This is a genomic window from Janthinobacterium sp. FW305-129, assembly GCF_020858115.1.
In the GTDB taxonomy this organism is placed as follows: Bacteria; Pseudomonadota; Gammaproteobacteria; order Burkholderiales; family Burkholderiaceae_D; genus Janthinobacterium.
This window is the reverse complement of sequence record NZ_JACYMM010000012.1, coordinates 101808-118863: the sequence shown is the minus strand read 5'-3', so window position 1 is coordinate 118863 and position 17056 is coordinate 101808. Positions and strand designations below refer to the sequence as shown.

The following is a 17056-nucleotide window of genomic DNA, read 5'->3' as shown; positions in this document are numbered from 1 at the left end:
CGCCACGCGTGCTATGGCAGTGCGCGCCCCTCCGGGCGCGCGCCGATGGTGGCCCGGATCAGCCGCATGGCGCCGGGCCATCGTCGTTTCTGCCCCAGTCCTTGTCTTTCCCGCGCCGGATAATCCATGTATACCGCTCTTTTCCTGACCTGGTCGCCGGCAGTCCTGCTGGCCGGCTTGCTGCTGCTGGCCGTGTGCCACGACGTGCGCAGCCGCCGCATCCCGAATCGCCTGGTGTTTTCAGGCGCGCTGGCAGGATTGTTGCTCAACGCAGCGTTGCCGGCCGGTGCAGGCCTGTTGTCGGCCACGCCCGGCGCGCTCGGCTTCTGGCCGGCCCTGGGCGGCCTGGCCCTTGGCCTGGCGTTGCTGCTGCCGATGTATGCGCTCAAGGCGCTGGGCGCCGGCGACGTGAAATTGATGGCCATGGTGGGGGCCTTTGTCGGTCCGCACGCCGTTTTCTTTTGCCTGCTGGCCAGCCTGCTCGCTGGCGGCGTGCTGGCGCTGGCCGTGGCCGCTTATCACGGCACCTTGCGCCAGGTCGGCAGCAATAGCTATCACATGGCCTTGAACAGCTTCATGCGTGCCATCGCGGCGCAACGGCCCGATATCGACGCGCCGGTCGCGCCCAGCGGCAAGTTGCCGTATGCCATAGCCATCGCCAGTGGCACCGCGCTCTACCTGCTCCTGGCCGCCGGCGGCCAGCTGGGACTCTTCGCATGACCGCTGGCGTCTTCCGCACCCGTACCCATGCCTGCTGATCTGCTTGCCGCACCGGCTTCCCAGCGTGCCCCGCGCACCGTCGAAGAGACGGGCTTGCCCTTTTTCTTCCTGGTCGAACTGCTGGTCAAGGTGCTGTTCCAGCGCGGGCAGCTGCACCTGCCCGAGCTGGCCAGCTACGTCAAGCTGGGCCTGGGCGTGATCGACCCCGTCATGGTCTTCATGCGGCAGGAAAAAATGTGCGAGGTCATGCGCCGCGGCGCCAGCGGCACCGATGCCGACCTCCACTATCAGTTGACGGACAGCGGCCGCCAGCGCGCCCTCGAATGCCTGGCGCGCAATGCCTATGCGGGCCCATGCCCGGTGCCGCTGGCCGCCTATAACGCGCAGGTATCGGCGCAAAGTGTTGCCAACATGCATGTCACGCGTCCGCAGGTCGCGGCCAGCTTCGACGGCGTGGTGGTGAATCAGACCGTGCTCGACCAGCTGGGCGCGGCCATGAATTCCGGGCGCGCCATTTTCATCTACGGCGCCGCCGGCAGCGGCAAGACGTATCTGGCCGAACGCCTGCAAGACTTGCTGCAAGGGGACATTGCCTTGCCTTACGCCATCATGGTCGATGGCGAAGTCGTGCCCTTCTATGACCCGGTGCTGCATCTGCCGGCGGCGCAGCAGGCGGAAGCGCCGGCCGGCATCGAGCGCGCCGTGCAGCTCGACGCGCGCTGGGTGCGCGGCGTGCGCCGCCCGGCCGTGCTCACCGGCGGCGAGCTGACCCTGGAAATGCTGGACCTGCGCTTCGACGGCGTAACGCGGCTGTACCGCGCGCCGCCGCACCTGAAGGCCAACAACGGGATTTTCATCATCGACGACCTGGGGCGCCAGCGCTGTTCTCCGCTGGAACTGATGAACCGCTGGATCGTGCCGATGGACCGCGCCATCGATTACCTGTCGCTGCATAACGGCCATACCTTCCAGGTGCCGTTCGACGTGGTGGTGGTGTTTTCCTCGAATTTCCTGCCCGAGCGGCTGTCGGACGCGGCCTTCCTGCGCCGCCTGGGCTACAAGATCGAAGTGCCGGCGCTCAGCGCGGCGCACTACGAAACCGTGTTTCGCCAGACCTGCGCCACCTGCGGCGTGGCGTTCGACGCGGAGGCCTTTGCCTTCCTGCTGCAGCGCCATGCACGCGGCGCGACGCCCTTGCTGGCCTGTTATCCGCGCGACCTGCTGCGCCAGGTGCGCGACCTGGCCCGCTACGAAGGCACGCCGGTGCAACTGAGTGCAACGGTGCTGGACTGGGCCTGGAACAATTATTTTGCCGGCGCGAACCAGCGCCAGGGCGCGGACGACATGGCCGTGCAAGAGCGGCGCGAACAGAAATCAAGCTGAAGTCAGAGGAAAAACGATGCGAAATACCCGTGCTTTACTTATGTTGCTGCTGGCCCTCGTGCTGGCCGGTGCCGCCGTGCTGACGGCGGCGATCTGGATGGGCGGCCAGAGTACGCCCGCGAGCCAGCAGATCGTCGTGGCCCTGGTCGATATCGGCGTGGGCACGAAGATCAGTCCGCTCATGCTGCGCAGCATGGACTGGCCCGCCGGCGCGCAGCCGCCCGGCGCCTTTACCGACAGCAAGGCGCTGGACGGACGCATCACGCGCACGGCCATCAGCCTCGGTGAACCGGTGCTGGAAAGCAAACTGGCGCCGCCGGGCACGAGCGGCGGCCTGTCCTCCATCGTGGCCGATGGCAAGCGCGCCATGACCGTGCGCGTCAACGATGTGGTGGGGGTGGCGGGCTTTGCCTTGCCTGGCAACTTTGTCGACATCCTCGTCAATACCCAGGACGACCGGGCCAAGGCCAGCGGCGGCGCCGAGCTGGCCATTTCGAAGATCGTGCTCGAGCGCATCCTGGTGCTGGCCGTGGCGCAGGAATCGAACCGCGACGACAACAAGCCCAAGGTGGTCAATGCCGTCACCCTGGAATTGACGCCGGACCAGGTGGAAAAGCTCGACCTGGCGCGCAGCGTGGGCACCTTGTCGCTGGTGCTGCGCAACCAGATCGACCCGGCGCCCGTCAACACGGGCGGCGCCACCAAGGAGTCGCTGCTGGGACTGAAGCCGCTGCTGCCCGTCGCCGCGCCGCGCGCGGCTGCACCGGCGCGCCAGGCGCCGCGTCCCGCCGCGCCACCGGCCGAGAGCGTCAAAGTGATCACGGGCATGGATACCCGCGTCCAGCAATTCTAACCATACCAGTAGCAGGGATAGTCGATGACCTCATTTTGTAACCGTATCGCCAGGCCGCGCTTGCGCCTGGCCCTGGCCCTGAGTGGCTTGACGGCGAGTTTGCTGTGGCCGCCTGGCGCCAGCGCCGCGCCCGCCGTGCGCAAGGTGGACGCCGCCAGCCAGGCCGCCCCCCTGTCGCTGGGGGGCGATATCGCCCGGCTGGGGCCGCCGATCCGCTTGTCCGTCGGCAAGTCGACCTTGCGCAGCCTGACGCGGGCCGTCTCGCAGATCGCCGTCAATGATCCGAAGGTGGCGGGTGCCAGGCTGCTGGGCAGTTCCAGCGAGCTGTATATCTGGGGCCTGGCCCCGGGCAGTACCAATCTGATTCTGTGGGACAAGGAGCATCGTCCCGTGATCGTCGATATCGAAGTCGGAATCGATGCCGACGGCTTGCAGGCGCAGCTGGCGCATGTGTTTCCCCGTGAAACAGATCTCAAGGCCAGTTCGGCCGGCGGCGCCATCGTGCTGACGGGCATGGTTTCGGATGCCGTCAAGGCCAGCCAGATCATGGCCATGGCCACGGCGTTCGCGCAGCGGGGAGGCGGCGAAGCGGCGCCGGCGGCCGCAGGAGCGGCAGGAGCCGCTATGGCGCCAGTCGCCGGCCCGGCCGGCGCTGCCGCTTCCGGCGTGAGCGTGATCAATATGCTGACCATCGCCGCGCCGCAGCAGGTGATGCTGGAAGTCAAGATCGCCGAAGTCTCGAAAACCCTCGTCGACCAGCTGGGCGCCAGCATCGGCGCGCGCGCCAGCAGCGGCAACTGGACTTACAGTTTCCTGTCGAACTTGTTGAGCGGCAACCCCAGCATGATCGACGGTTTTAATGGTAAAAACGGCAACTTCCTCACGCTCGATGCGCAAAAGCGCGACGGCCTCGTGAAAGTGCTGGCCGAACCGAACATCATGGCCATCAGCGGCCAGGAGGCCAGCTTCCTGGCCGGCGGCAAGATCTACATTCCCGTCTCGCAAGACAGCGCCACCAACAAGATCACCCTGGAAGAAAAGGAATTCGGCATTGCCGTCAAGTTCACGCCCACCGTGCTCGACGGCGGACGCATCAATCTGAAGGTGGCGCCGGAAGTGTCGGAGCTCAACAAGGACGGCATCGGCATCACCACGGGCGGCACGGCCGGCAGCGCCATCCTGCCGGCATTTACCACGCGGCGCGCCACCACCACGGTGCAATTGTTCGATGGCCAGAGCTTTGCCATCGGCGGCTTGATCAAGAACAATGTGACGACGAATATCAAGGCGCTGCCGATGCTGGGCGAGATTCCCGTGCTGGGCGCCTTGTTCCGCAGCAGCGATTTCCAGACCGACCGCACCGAGCTGGTGTTCATCATCACGCCGCACCTGGTCAAGCCGCTGGCCGGCGACTACGTGCTGCCGACGGATGCCTATGTGGCGCCCAGCCGCGCGCAATTTTTCCTGCAAGGAAAGATGGAAGGCGATGCCACGCCGCCGCCGGCGGCGGCCGACAAACAACCGGGCGCCCCAGCGGCGACCGGCTTCGACATTCAATAGGAGAGTGAGCATGCAGCGTCCTCCATTCCTTCCCCTGCTGTGCGTGCTGCTGGCATCGATCGCCGCCAGCGGCTGCGCCACCACGCCGCGCCTCGACAGCAACTTCGGCCGCAGCGTCGGTTTGCTGCGCGCCCAGCAAGTGATCAACCCGCAGGCGGGACTGAACCGCGACCCGGTGGCTGGCCTCGACGGCAAGTCGGCGGCGGCGGCATACCAGGCCTACGAGAAGACTTTCAGCGCGCCCGTGCCGCAGTCGGGCGCCATGACGATCAGCCTGGGACGCCAATGAAGATGTCACCGTTACCACAGAATAGGCAAGGCATATCGTGAAAATCGCCATCATATCCCGGGATGACAGAGTATTGGCCGAGCTGGGCCGCCTGGTCGGCAACCGTAATCCGGCGGACGACGTCGACGCCCGCAGCGGACCGCTGGAGCAACTGTATGCGGCGCAAGAGCTGCCAGACGTGCTGATGTTCGACCGGCCCGGCAACGATGGCGCCGACCTGGCCGCCATCGAGCGCCTGAGCAATCAGTTTCCGCGTCTGGCCGTGATCCTGCTGTGCCCGCAGCATTCGCCCGACTTCCTGCTGCAAGCCATGCGTGCCGGCGTGCGCGAAGTGTTGCCGTCGCCGGCGGCCGCCGCCAGCGTCTACCCGGCCCTCGAACGCATCGAGGAAAAACTCGAGCGGCGCGACAATGGCAATGGCAAGGTGCTGGCCTTCATTTCCTGCAAGGGCGGCAGCGGCGCCACCTTCATCGCCACCAACCTCGGCTATGCCCTGGCGGAAAGCGGCCACAAGCGTGTTGCCTTGCTGGACCTGAACCTGCACTTCGGCGATGCCTCGCTGTTTGTCTCCGAAAACAAGCCGCTCGCTACCCTGGCCGACGTCACGCGCGACATCCACCGCCTGGACCCGTCCTTCCTCGCTTCGAGCATGCTCAATGTGCTGCCCAATTTCAGCGTCCTGGCGGCGCCGGAAGACCCGGCCCATGCCAGCGAAGTCCAGCCCGAGCATATCGACGCCATCATCAAGCTGGCGCGGCGCCAGTACGACTTCGTGGTGCTCGACGTGGGGCGCAACCTCGATGCGGTCAGCGTGCGCGCGCTCGACCACGCCGACCTGATCTTTCCCATCCTGCAAACGACCTTGCCCTACATCCGCGACGGCAAGCGCCTGCTGGGCATGTTCCGCTCGCTGGAATACGACAAGGACAAGGTGCGCCTGATCGTCAACCGGCACGACAGGGGCGGCGAAATCCGCCTGCAGGATCTGGAGGCGGCATATGGCACGACGATCGACCGCACGGTGCCGAATCATTATGCGTCGGCCGCCGCATCGGTCAACCAGGGCATGCCGATCTTGCAGCTGGACAAGAACAGCCCCATCACGCGCTCGCTGCAGGAGTTTGCCGCCAGCCTGACGGGCGCCAGCGTCGAACCCGCGCGGCAAGGCTGGCTGAACCGCGTGCTGCGGCGCGCCTAACCCCATTCGAACAGGAATTCTTTTATGGCAACTTCCCCCGTCTCCAGCCTGTCGATCCGCGAGCGTCTCGGCAATGGCAAGATCGCCACCCTGACGCCGCAGCGCGCGCCCTCGATCGACAACCGCAGCTACCGCGAGCTGAAACAGCGCATCCATACGCTGCTGCTCGAGCGCGTCGACCTGGAAAGCATGCAGCGGCTGACGCAGGATCAGATCCGCGACGAGTTGCGCAGCCTGGTCGAGCGCCTGCTCGACGAGGAAGCCGTGGTCATCAACGATATCGAGCGCAAGAACCTGACGCGCGACATCCGCAACGAGATGCTGGGGTTTGGCCCGCTGGAAACCTTGCTGTCGGACCCGAGCGTGTCGGATATCCTCGTCAATGGCCACAAGCAAGTATATGTCGAACGGCGCGGCAAGCTGGAATTGACCGATGTCGTGTTCAATGACGATGCACATTTGATGAAAATCATTGACAAGATCGTCTCGCGCGTGGGCCGCCGCATCGACGAATCGAGCCCCATGGTCGATGCGCGCCTGCCCGACGGTTCGCGCGTCAACGCCATCATCCCGCCGCTGGCCATCGACGGGCCCGTGATGTCGATCCGGCGTTTTTCCGTCGACCCGCTGCGCCTGGCCGACCTGGTCTCCTATGCCAGCATGACGGCCGAGATGGCCGAAGTGCTGCAGGGCCTGGGCAAGGCGAAGATGAATATCCTCATTTCCGGCGGCACGGGCAGCGGCAAGACCACCATGCTGAACGTGATTTCCGGCTTTATCAGCCATACGGAACGCATCGTCACGGTGGAAGACGCGGCCGAACTGCAATTGCAGCAGCCGCACGTGGTGCGCCTGGAAACGCGCCCGCCGAATATCGAAGGCAAGGGGGAAGTGTCGCAGCGCGCGCTGGTGCGCAATGCCCTGCGCATGCGCCCCGACCGCATCATCCTGGGCGAGGTGCGCGGCGCCGAGGCGCTCGACATGCTGGGCGCGATGAACACGGGCCATGAAGGCTCGATGGCCACCATCCACGCCAATACGCCGCGCGACGCCATCACGCGGCTGGAAAACATGATCAGCATGGCGGCCGCCAACCTGCCCAGCAAGGCCATCCGCCAGCAGATCAGCTCGGCCATATCGGTGGTGGTGCAAGTGTCGCGCCTGATCGACGGCAAGCGCAAGGTCACGTCGATCCAGGAAATCACGGGCATGGAAGGCGATGTCATCACGATGCAGGAAATCTTCAGCTTCAGGCAGACGGGGGTGGGGGAGAGCGGGGCCGTCGTCGGGTATTTCTCGGCCAGCGGCATCCGTCCCCATTTCCTGGAACGCCTGAAGAGTTTTGGCGTCGGCATTTCCAGCGCGGTCTTCGAGCCGACCGGCAGCGGGCGCTGACACGGCATGGGCTATCTCTCGTATCTGGTGTATCTGCTGATCTTCCTGGCGGTCATGCTGCTGGTCGGCGCCGTGTATTTCAACCTGCAGTCGCGCGGCGCAGGCGCCGGGCGCGTGGCGCGCCGCTTGCGGGCCATGAATACGGCCAGCGACGACGCGCAGAAAATCGTCTCCATCACCAAGAACCGGCAGCTCAGCTCGCATGCGGGCATACAGGGATTGCTGGAATGGCTGCCCGGCGTGGCCGGTCTGGACCGCTTGCTGCTGCAGTCGGGCAAGGACTGGGACGTGGGCAAGCTGCTCGGCTACAGCCTGCTGGCCTGGCTGCTGGGCTTGCTGTTGGGCAGCATCAGCCCCTTGCCCTGGTATCTGCGCCTGCTGCTCAGTCTTGCCTGCGCGGCGCTGCCGCTCCTGCTCGTGATGCGCGCCAAGGCCCGGCGGCAGGCGCGCATCGAACTGCAATTGCCCGATGCACTGGACATGATGAGCCGTGCCATGCGTGCCGGCCATGCCTTTCCCACGGCCCTGAAAATGGTCGGCGACGAGATGACGGGGCCCCTGGCCGATGAATTCCGCGCCGTGTTTGACGAAGTCAATTTTGGCGTGTCGATGTCCGATGCCTTGTCGGGGCTGGCGGCGCGGGTGCCGAGCACGGACTTGCGCTATTTCGTCATCGCCGTGCTGATCCAGCGCGAAACGGGCGGCAATCTGACGGAATTGCTTGGCAGCATCAGTGCCATCATCCGCGACCGCCTTAAATTGATGGGCCAGGTGCGCGTGCTGTCGGCCGAAGGGCGCATGTCGGCCTGGGTGCTCGGTTCGCTGCCCTTTGCCGCCGCGCTGATGATGCAGGTGACGAACCCCGAGTTCCTCTCCGTGCTGTACACGGATAGCGGCGGGCGCAAGATGGTGGGAGTGGCCTTCGGCATGTTGGTGATTGGCATCTTTGTCATCCGCAAGATTGTGCGGATTCGCGTGTGAGGCTGTGAAATGAGGCAATTGACCATATACAAGGTGGCACGATGAGCGGCATGCAGATGGGCTTGTTGGTGGTGCTGTTCCTGATCGTGTTCGGCATCGTCCTGGTGCTGGCGCGGTTGTTTGCGGGCAACGCGGTGCAAGTGCGGCTCGATACCCTGGATGTGCAGAAAATAGATACGGGCAAGGCCCGCCGGATGAACCAGCGCTGGCTGGGATACCTGATCAGCCTGACCCGTCCGCTGGCCAGACTGTCGCTGCCCGAGGAGGGGTGGGAAGTATCGCCCATCCGCATCCGCTTCATCAATGCGGGCTGGCGCAAGAGCGCCGCGCCGGCGCTGTTTTACGCGGCCAAGACGGGTCTGGCGCTGCTGTTCCCCCTGCTGGCTTATCTGCTGCTGCGGCACGGCGAGTACAACCTGTTCCTGTGGCTGCTGCTGGCCGCGGCCCTGGGCTATTATCTGCCGGACTTCTGGCTCAAGCATTGCTTGAAAGAACGGCAGCGCGAAATCTTCGAAACCTTTCCCGATGCGCTGGACTTGATGACGGTCTGCGTCGAAGCGGGCCTGGCGATGGATGCCGCGCTGGCGCGCGTGGCCCAGGAAATTGGCATGAAAAGCCTGATTCTGGCCGAGGAATTGCAACTGGTGACGCTGGAACTGCGTGCCGGCAGCGCCAAGGACAAGGCCTTGCGCAACCTGGCCCTGCGCACGGGCGTGGAAGATGTCGATGCCCTGGTGACCCTGCTGATACAGGCAGAGCGCTTCGGCACGAGCATCGCCGCTTCCTTGCGCGTGCAGTCGGACGAGCTGCGCACCAAACGGCGCCAGCGCGCCGAGGAAACGGCGGCCAAGATTGCGCTCAAGCTGTTGTTTCCCTTGATTTTTTTCATTTTCCCATCCCTGCTGGTGGTGCTCATGGGGCCCGCCCTGCTGCAGATCCGCCGCGCGCTGCTGCCGGCGATGGGGGGCGCGTGATGCCGCGCTGGTTCAGGATGCCTGTCTGGTGGCTGCTGGCGTGCCTGCTGCAAGGCTGTACGGCCACGCCCGTCGCGCCACAGTGGCAGGTGCAAGGCGTGCAGCGCATCGGCCATTCCGCCGGCCAGAATGCCGCCACGTATTTGCAACTGGGCAAGTTTTACCAGGAGCGGGGCCAGCTGGAGCTGGCGGCCGGCGCCTATGCCGCCTCGATTGCCCTCGACCCGCGGCAACTGGGCGCGCGCAATGCGCAAGCCGTGCTCGATGCGCGCCAGGGCCGGCTTGAACAGGCCGCCACGGCGCTGCTGGCGCTGGTGCGCGACTATCCCGAGGCCGCCCAGCCCATGAACAATCTCGGCTATGTCTACTACCTGCAAGGGGAATTGGCGCAAGCGTCGGGCATGCTCGGGCGGGCCGTGGCGCGCGATGGCGGCACGGCGCTGGCGCGCAATAACCTGCAACTGGTGCAAGCGGCGCAAGCGATGCAGGCGGCACCAGCCGTGGCCGCCGCGCCGGCGGCGCTGGCCGGGATCAAAATCATCAATGGCAATGGCATCCGCGGCATGGCGGCGCAGGTGCGCCAGCGCGTGCGGGAGCATGGCATGGCGGTCAGCCGCCTGGCGAATCAGCCCGGTTTCCGCCAGGCACATAGCCAGATCCTGTACGCCCCCGGCCATGCGCGCCAGGCCGATGCCTTGCGGCAAGTCCTGGCGCAGCAGGGGCCGCCCGTGCAACTGGTGGCCGTCGCCAGCCTGGGGCGTGGCGCCGGCATCCGCCTGATCCTGGGACACGACCAGGCTTAACTGGAACAAGATGGCAGCAATACATTATCAGTATCACAATAACAGGGAGAAGTGCATGTATGGATTGACGAGTAGGGCTTGGCCGGCGCGCTGGGCGCATTGCCTGGCTGCCGGCACGGCAGCAACGTTGCTGGCCGGCTGTGGCGGCGGCGGTTCCGGCGGCAGCGATTGCAGCACCCTGGACCCGGGCCGCAATCCGAACCTGCCCGGCTGCGTGGTGCCGCCCGTCACGCCGGTGGCTCCCGTCACGCCCGTCGTGCCCGTGCCTGCAACCCTGGCGCTGAGCCTGAAGGATGGGGGCGGCAAGGCGACCACCTCGGTCAGCCCCGGCAACAGCGCCACCGTGCAAGCCGTCGTGAAGGATGGCAAGGGTGCGGTGCTGCCGGGCGTCTTGCTAACCTTGAACAGCAGCGACAAGAGCGCCAGTTTCACCCCGGGCGCGGCCAGCGCCCTGACGGACGCGAACGGCGTGGCCAGCATCGTCATCGCGGCGGGCAGCCAGAGCGGTGCTTTTGCGCTGACGGCCAGCGCCACGGTAAATGGCAGCGTGTTGACGTCGAGTATCAATTACACCGTGGTCTACCCGACCCTGACCCTGGGCGGCGTGGGCGTCGTGCCGGCGACCCTGTCGGCGGGCGGCACGGCCGGCCTGAGCGTGACGCTGATGAATGGCCCGGCCGTGTATGCGCCGGTGCAGTCGGTCGTCTTCAGTTCGCCTTGCGCCAGCGCCGGCAAGGCGGCCATCAGCAGCCCCGTGAATACGGTCAATGGCGTGGCCAGCACCTCGTACATCGACAAGGGCTGCGGCGCGCCGGACGTGATCACGGCCAGCACCGTCTTCAATGCCACCACCTTGAGCCAGTCGGGCACCCTGACGGTGCAGACGGCCAATGCCGGCCAGATCGGCTTTGTCTCGGCCCTGCCGCAAAACATCGCCCTGAAAGGCACGGGCGGGGCGGGGCGGCAAGAGTCGTCCACCGTCACCTTCAAGGTGCTCGACAGGAATGGCAATCCCGTCAGCGGCAAAGCGGTCAATTTCGTGCTCAATACGACGGCGGGCGGCCTGAGCCTCAATCCCGCGCAATCGACCAGCGGCGCCGACGGCAGCGTCAGCACCACGGTGGCTTCCGGCACCGTGAACACGCCGATCCGCGTCACGGCCACGCTGCAGGGCACCAGCCTGTCGACGGTGTCGGACCAACTGGTGGTGTCCACCGGCATACCCGAGCAGGACAGCTTTACCTTGACCACGTCCATGTTCAATACGGAAGGCAGCGATTTTGCCGGCTGCACCGCGCCCACGGGCGCCACCATCACGGCGCGCCTGGGCGACCACTTTCACAATCCCGTACCCGATGGCACGGCCGTCAGCTTCACGGCCGAAGGCGGCACCGTCGATGCATCCTGCCTGACGGGCCTGGTCAACACCACCTTGACGGACGGCACGGTGATCACGCAGAAAGGCGTGCCGGGTTCTTGTTCCGTGCGTTTTTGCCCCGGCAATCCCCGTCCGCTTGACGGCCGCGTGACCATCCTGGCGTATGCGCTGGGCGAGGAAAGTTTTGTCGATGCGAATGGCAACAATTTGTTTGATGCCGGCGAAAGCTACGTCGACCTGGGCGAACCGTTCCGCAATGACCGCGCCATCGTCAGCAGCAATGCCAACTTCAAGGACGATGCCTACAGCACGGGCAATGCGGTGCTTGCCGGCAATGAAAAGCCTATCGATTCGAATGGCAACGGCAGCTGGGATCAGGTGGGTGATGGACAGTACAATGGCGTCCGACGCGCTGCCTCCAGCGCCAATGCCACGGCCGCCAACACCGTGCACATACGCCAGGCCCTGGTGCAGGTGTTGTCCGGCAGCACGGCGCGTTTCACGCCCCTGGGCGCCGCTTCCGTTGATCTGGACAAGTGCGTCGATGGCAGCGTGTTCGAGAACCGGGTGCGTACCTTCCCGCTCGCCATCCGCGACGGCAATGACACCGTGTTTGCCATGAATCGTGCCGCCGTGACGGGGCTGGCGATGGATTTGCCCGGCAATCCGTTGCCGGCGGGCACGACGATCAGCTTCTCGGCGAGCAATGGCAGCATCGTCGGCGGCACCAGCTTTGTCGTGCCGAGCATCGACAGCGCCAGTTCCGCGAACTGGATCTATCCGGTGCAGATGATCAGCGACGTGACCCAGATCGGCACCACGTGCCAGCCGAACAGCGTGCGCAACGGCCTGTTGACGGTGACGGTGCGCACGCCGAATGGCATCGTGACGTCGGCGACGTATGGCGTCAGCGACTGATTGTTATACCTGCGGGCAATAAAAAAGCTGCCGGAGTCGCCTCCGGCAGCTTTTTTTAGTTCAACCCTTGCCCGGCAATCAGGCAAATGGCGTCAGCAGGGTGATCATCTGGCCAAAGATCTTCGGGCTGGCGGCGATGACGTCGCCCTTGTACAGGTAGTCCGATTCGCCGGAAAATTCACCGACGATGCCGCCCGATTCCGTGATCATCAGGGCGCCGGCGGCGATATCCCAGGGCTTCAAGCCTTTTTCGTAGAAGCCGTCCAGGCGGCCGCAAGCGACGTAGGCCAGGTCCAGCGCGGCCGAGCCAGCGCGGCGCACGCCCTGGCTGCGTTCGCCCATGATTGCGTACATCTTCAGGTATTCGTCCAGCGCGCGGGCGCTGCCGGCCACGTAGCCGGTGCCCAGCAGGGCGTTCGAGATCCGGTCCAGCTTGGTGACGCGGATGCGTTTTTCGTTCAGGTAGGCGCCGGCGCCCTTGGTGGCCGTGAACAGGTCGTTGCGAACCGGGTCGTAGATGACGGCTTGCGTGACGACGCCGCGATGCGCGAGGGCGATCGAGATGCAGTATTGCGGGAAGCCGTGGATAAAGTTGGTGGTGCCGTCCAGCGGATCGATGATCCACTGATATTCATTCTCGTCGTGCGAGTTGGCGGAAGCTCCCGATTCCTCAGCCAGGAACGCGTGGTCCGGGTAGGCTTTGGACAGCACCTCGATGATGGCTTGTTCGGCCGCCTGGTCGACGTCGGTGACGAAATCGTTATGTTGTTTTTCCGTGACGACGACGCGGTCGAGGTCAAAAGAGGCGCGATTGATGACGGCGGCGCCGCGGCGGGCGGCTTTGATCGCCGTGTTGAGCATTGGGTGCATGTGAGCTTCCGTTAAAAGCACGCGACCGCCCATGGCCGCCTTGCGGCGCCGGTACGGTAGAGTGCAAGAATGAATTAAAGAGCGGAGCGGTGCCGAAGTGGTTAAAATCCCGGCCTGGAGTCAGCGTTTTGTGACTCCGTTTCCCGAAATTTCCTGTATCGATACCGCGCAATAGCGCTATTTTAAATGAATCTGCCCGAAATCAACACGTCTCTTTTCAAACGCCTGCGATTTATTCTTGTCGAAACTAGTCGCTCTGGCAACATTGGCGCCGTCGCGCGCGCCATGAAAACGATGGGTTTTTCCGATCTGGTGCTGGTCAATCCCCGTTTTCCCGATGCCTTGACGGATGCGGAAGCGGTGGCCTTCGCCAGCGGCGCGCAGGATATCCTGTCCGGTGCGCGCATCGTCGGCTCGATCGCCGAGGCGCTCGAAGGCTGCAATTACGCGGCGGCCGTGTCGGCCCGGCTGCGCGAGTTCTCGCCGCCCGTCACGGCCCCGCGCGCCATCGCGGCCCAGCTGGCCGCCGGCGAAGACTTGCATGCGGCCGTCATCTTCGGCAACGAGCGCTTCGGCTTGCCCAACGAGATCGTCGAGCAGTGCAATGTGCTGATCAACATCCCCGCCAATCCCGAGTACTCGTCGCTGAACCTGTCGCAGGCGGCGCAGGTCGTCGCCTATGAATGCCGCGTGGCGGCCCTCGGCGACGGGCAAATCGCCAGTCCTGTCGGATTCCACGGCGACGCGGCCAGCCTGGCGCAGGTCGACGGCATGTATGCGCACCTGGAACAGGCGCTGGTCGCCATCGATTTCCTCGACGCGGATAACCCGAAAAAGCTCATGCCCCGCTTGAAACGCCTGTTTTCGCGCACGGGGCTGGAAACGGAAGAAGTCAACATCCTGCGCGGCATCGCGCGGCATATCCTGGCGGTGGCGAAAAAAGGCCCATGATAGAGACCCGGCTGCTGCGCCAGTTCATCGCCGTCGCCGAGGAACTCAATTTCCGGCGCGCGGCCGAACGGCTGCATATGGCGCAGCCGCCGCTGTCGCAGGCGATTTTGCGGCTGGAAGAAGCGCTCGGCTACCCCGTATTCGAGCGCACGAACCGCAAGGTCAGCCTGACGCCGGCGGGCACGGCTTTCCTGGCCACGGCGCGCCAGGTGCTGGCCAGCCTGGAAGAGGGCGTGGCGGCCACGCGCCGCGTGGCGCAGGGCATCGAGGGCCACTTGCGCCTGAGCTTTATCCACATCACGCCGTATGCCCACGTATTGAATGCCTTGCGCGCGTTTCGCGCCGCCTCGCCCGCCGTGCAATTCACCTTGCGCGAAGCGTCGACGCAGCAGCAGGTCGAGTGGCTGGAGCGGGGCGAGGTCGATATCGCGCTGCTGCGCGCGCCCGGGCGCAGCACGCCGGGCCTGCGCTTCGAGCGCCTGTCCGGCGAAGATATCGTGATCGCGCTGCCGTCGGACCACCGCTGCGCGGGGCAGGCGCGCGTGGACCTGGCGGACCTGGCCGGTGACGATTTTGTCGCCTCGCCGCGCGAGCTGGGCCAGGGTTTCCACGATCAGCTGGCCAGCCTGTGCCTGCATGCGGGCTTCGTGCCGCAGGTGGCGCAGCAGGCGCGCCGTTTGCAAACGGTGCTGGGCCTGGTGGCGGCCGGTTTCGGCGTGGCCCTGCTGCCGGCCAGCCTGGCGTCGTCCAGGCCTGCCGGCGTCGTCATGCTGCCGCTGGCAAGCAGCGCGCCCGAGGCCTTGCGCCAGCTCGACCTGTACATGGCGTGGAACCCGCAGCGCACGTGCGCCGTGCGCGAGCGGCTGCTGGCGCAGCTGCGGCTGTCCGCTGTTCAATAAGACTTTAAACGTCTCGTTTCAAGATAAATAAGATATTTTACAGATGATGGCCCAGGGGCCAGCATGGCGTTTTGATTGCCGGGAATGCCATGTCCAACGTTTCATCGCCCAGCCGCGCGCTGCCTCCTTCCATTTATTGGCTGTCCTTGTGCAGCTTTGCCTTCGGCTTGTCTGAATTCATCGCCGCCGGGCTGCTGACCCCCATGGCGCGCGACTTGCACGCCAGCGTGGCGGCGGCCGGCGGCGCCATTGCCGCGTATGCGCTGGGGGCGGCCATCGGCGCGCCCGTGCTGACGGCCCTGTTGGCGCGCCGGCCCGTGCGCCAGGTGCTGGTGGCCACCATGCTCGTGCTGGCGGCCGGCAGCGTGGCCATGGCGGCCGCGCCGGCGCTGGGCGCGCTGCTCGGTGTGCGCTTTGCCGTGGGCCTCGCGCATGGCGTGTTCATGGCCGTGGCTTCGCACGCGGCCACCAGCCTGGTCGACCCGTCCCGCGCGGGAAGGGCGCTGTCCATCGTCTGGCTGGGCCTGACCCTGGCGCTGGCCGGCGGCGTGCCGCTGGGGACGTGGCTGGGCGCCGTCTCGTCGTGGCGCTGGGTATTTACGGCCATCGGCGTGCTGGCCCTGTGCGGCGGCGCCGGTTTGCGCTGCGCCATGCCCGACGCGCGCCGGCAGGCCGCTGCCACGCCGGCCCTGTCCAGCCTGCGCGCCATCCTGCAGCCGCCGCTGCTGCTGGCGGCCGGGGTGGCGGCGCTGGTCAGCGTGGCCACCTTCAGCTTTTTCACGTATGTTTCGCCGTTCCTGCTGCAGCTGGGCGGGCTCGATGCGGGCTGGCTCAGCGCCGCCATGCTGTGCTTTGGCGCGTGCGCCATCGTCGGCAACCTGCTGGGCGGCTGGTGCGCGGACCGCCCCCACGCGCTGCGCTGCACCGTGCTGGCCCTGGCCGCGCTGGCGCTCAACCTGCTGGGATTTTATGCGCTGCGCACGCATCCGTTTGCCATGCTGGCCCTGTGCGGCACTTTGGGCTTGCTGTTCTTTGCCCTCGTGACCCTGTCGACCATGCGGCTGCTACGCCTGGCGCAGCAGCATTGCCCTGGCAGCGACGCCGTGGCGGCGGGCCTGAATATCGCCGCCTTCAATGCGGGGACGGCGGCTGGCGGGGCGCTGGGCGGCATGCTGATCGTCGCGTTTGGCTTGCCCGGCATCGCCATTGGCGGGGCGCTGGCGGCGCTGCTGGCCATGCTGCTGCTGTGCTTCCAGTCGCGCAAACTAGATGGCCCGCTCTAGTTTTTGCGTTCAAACGCCCACTGCCTTTGGCGTACACTGGCCTGCAAAAGGCGGTACACAACAAGGGGAGACATGGGAATGCGACGCAGATCGTTTCTGAAAATGGGCTTGCTGGGCGCCTGCGCGCTGGCCGCCAGCGGCGCCGCGTATCGGCTGGTGCGCGGGCCGGCGCCGCCGGGCCGTTTCGTGCTCGATGGCGAAGCGCGCGCGGCGCTGGCGGCCATCGTGCCGGCCATGCTGGGCAGCGCGCTGCCGCAGGATGCGGGCGCGCGGGCGGCGGCCCTCGATGGCGCCATCGCCGGCGCGGAGACGGCCATCCATGGTCTGCCCCTGGCGGCGCAGCAGGAAGTGCAGGATTTGTTTGGTTTGCTGGCGCTGGCGCCCGCGCGGCGCTTCGTCGCCGGCGTCAAGGATGGCTGGCGCGAAGCCGACCCGGCCCAGGTGGCCGCCTTTCTGCAGTCGTGGCGCACGCACCGCCTGGCCACCCTGCAGACGGCGTACCTGGCCCTGCACGACCTGATCCTCGGCGCCTGGTATGCCGATGCCGCCCACTGGGCCGCCATCGGCTATCCGGGGCCGCTGCCCGAACTGAGCGCATAAG

The 17056-nt window shown here is 65.9% G+C and carries 16 protein-coding genes; 15 read left to right on the top strand and 1 reads right to left on the bottom strand.

The genetic code is table 11. The features are described 5' to 3' along the window. The first annotated feature begins 126 nt into the window (after positions 1–126). The 11 genes from IGS61_RS22980 to IGS61_RS22930 are packed head-to-tail and all read left to right on the top strand — an operon-like array spanning position 127 to position 12452. Positions 127–720 (top strand): A24 family peptidase, encoded by a 594-nt coding sequence (locus IGS61_RS22980; protein WP_230541727.1) that lies wholly within the window; start codon positions 127–129, stop codon positions 718–720. Between the two features lie 27 nt (positions 721–747). Beyond that, positions 748–2103 carry an ATP-binding protein gene (locus IGS61_RS22975; RefSeq protein WP_230541726.1) on the top strand — a complete coding sequence of 452 codons (1356 nt, stop codon included), beginning with the start codon at positions 748–750 and terminating at the stop codon, positions 2101–2103. A 16-nt stretch (positions 2104–2119) separates the two neighbouring features. Beyond that, positions 2120–2956 (top strand): Flp pilus assembly protein CpaB, encoded by an 837-nt coding sequence (cpaB, locus tag IGS61_RS22970; RefSeq protein WP_230541725.1) that lies wholly within the window; start codon positions 2120–2122, stop codon positions 2954–2956. 24 nt (positions 2957–2980) lie between these two features. Continuing rightward, a complete protein-coding gene (locus IGS61_RS22965; protein WP_230541724.1) occupies positions 2981–4516 on the top strand; it encodes a type II and III secretion system protein family protein in 1536 nt (511 codons plus the stop codon). Positions 4517–4526: 10 nt separating this feature from the next. Further along, positions 4527–4805, top strand: coding sequence for a pilus assembly protein (locus tag IGS61_RS22960; protein ID WP_230541723.1), 279 nt, complete (start codon positions 4527–4529; stop codon positions 4803–4805). A 37-nt stretch (positions 4806–4842) separates the two neighbouring features. Then, the gene (locus tag IGS61_RS22955; protein WP_230541722.1) at positions 4843–6003 is read left to right on the top strand and encodes an AAA family ATPase; all 1161 of its coding nucleotides are present in this window, start codon (positions 4843–4845) and stop codon (positions 6001–6003) included. Between the two features lie 48 nt (positions 6004–6051). Beyond that, a complete protein-coding gene (locus IGS61_RS22950; protein WP_442908097.1) occupies positions 6052–7398 on the top strand; it encodes a CpaF family protein in 1347 nt (448 codons plus the stop codon). Positions 7399–7404: 6 nt separating this feature from the next. After that, positions 7405–8379: a type II secretion system F family protein gene (locus IGS61_RS22945; protein ID WP_230541720.1), complete on the top strand. Its 975-nt coding sequence runs from the start codon at positions 7405–7407 to the stop codon at positions 8377–8379. Positions 8380–8420: 41 nt separating this feature from the next. After that, positions 8421–9353 carry a type II secretion system F family protein gene (locus tag IGS61_RS22940; RefSeq protein WP_230541719.1) on the top strand — a complete coding sequence of 311 codons (933 nt, stop codon included), beginning with the start codon at positions 8421–8423 and terminating at the stop codon, positions 9351–9353. Beyond that, complete coding sequence (locus IGS61_RS22935) at positions 9353–10156, top strand: LytR C-terminal domain-containing protein (protein WP_230541718.1); 804 nt, start codon at positions 9353–9355, stop codon at positions 10154–10156. Before IGS61_RS22940 ends, IGS61_RS22935 begins: the two co-directional genes overlap by 1 nt. Positions 10157–10211: 55 nt before the next feature. Beyond that, positions 10212–12452, top strand: a complete 2241-nt coding sequence (locus tag IGS61_RS22930; protein WP_230541717.1) for an Ig-like domain-containing protein — start codon at positions 10212–10214, stop codon at positions 12450–12452. Positions 12453–12530: 78 nt separating this feature from the next. On the opposite strand, the gene IGS61_RS22925 is transcribed toward IGS61_RS22930, so the two are convergent. After that, positions 12531–13313: an inositol monophosphatase family protein gene (locus tag IGS61_RS22925; protein ID WP_034758799.1), complete on the bottom strand. Its 783-nt coding sequence runs from the start codon at positions 13311–13313 to the stop codon at positions 12531–12533. Between the two features lie 195 nt (positions 13314–13508). Here IGS61_RS22925 and IGS61_RS22920 point away from each other — a divergent pair, with 195 nt between their 5' ends. From IGS61_RS22920 to IGS61_RS22905, 4 genes are all read left to right on the top strand, one after another. Then, complete coding sequence (locus IGS61_RS22920; RefSeq protein WP_230541716.1) at positions 13509–14273, top strand: RNA methyltransferase; 765 nt, start codon at positions 13509–13511, stop codon at positions 14271–14273. Then, on the top strand, positions 14270–15172 hold the full coding sequence (locus IGS61_RS22915; protein WP_230541715.1) for a LysR substrate-binding domain-containing protein: 903 nt from the start codon (positions 14270–14272) through the stop codon (positions 15170–15172). The genes IGS61_RS22920 and IGS61_RS22915 overlap by 4 nt, the downstream gene beginning before the upstream one ends. An 89-nt stretch (positions 15173–15261) precedes the next feature. Continuing rightward, positions 15262–16455, top strand: a complete 1194-nt coding sequence (locus IGS61_RS22910; protein ID WP_230541714.1) for an MFS transporter — start codon at positions 15262–15264, stop codon at positions 16453–16455. Between the two features lie 72 nt (positions 16456–16527). Then, positions 16528–17055 (top strand): hypothetical protein, encoded by a 528-nt coding sequence (locus tag IGS61_RS22905; RefSeq protein WP_230541713.1) that lies wholly within the window; start codon positions 16528–16530, stop codon positions 17053–17055. Position 17056: the final 1 nt, after the last annotated feature.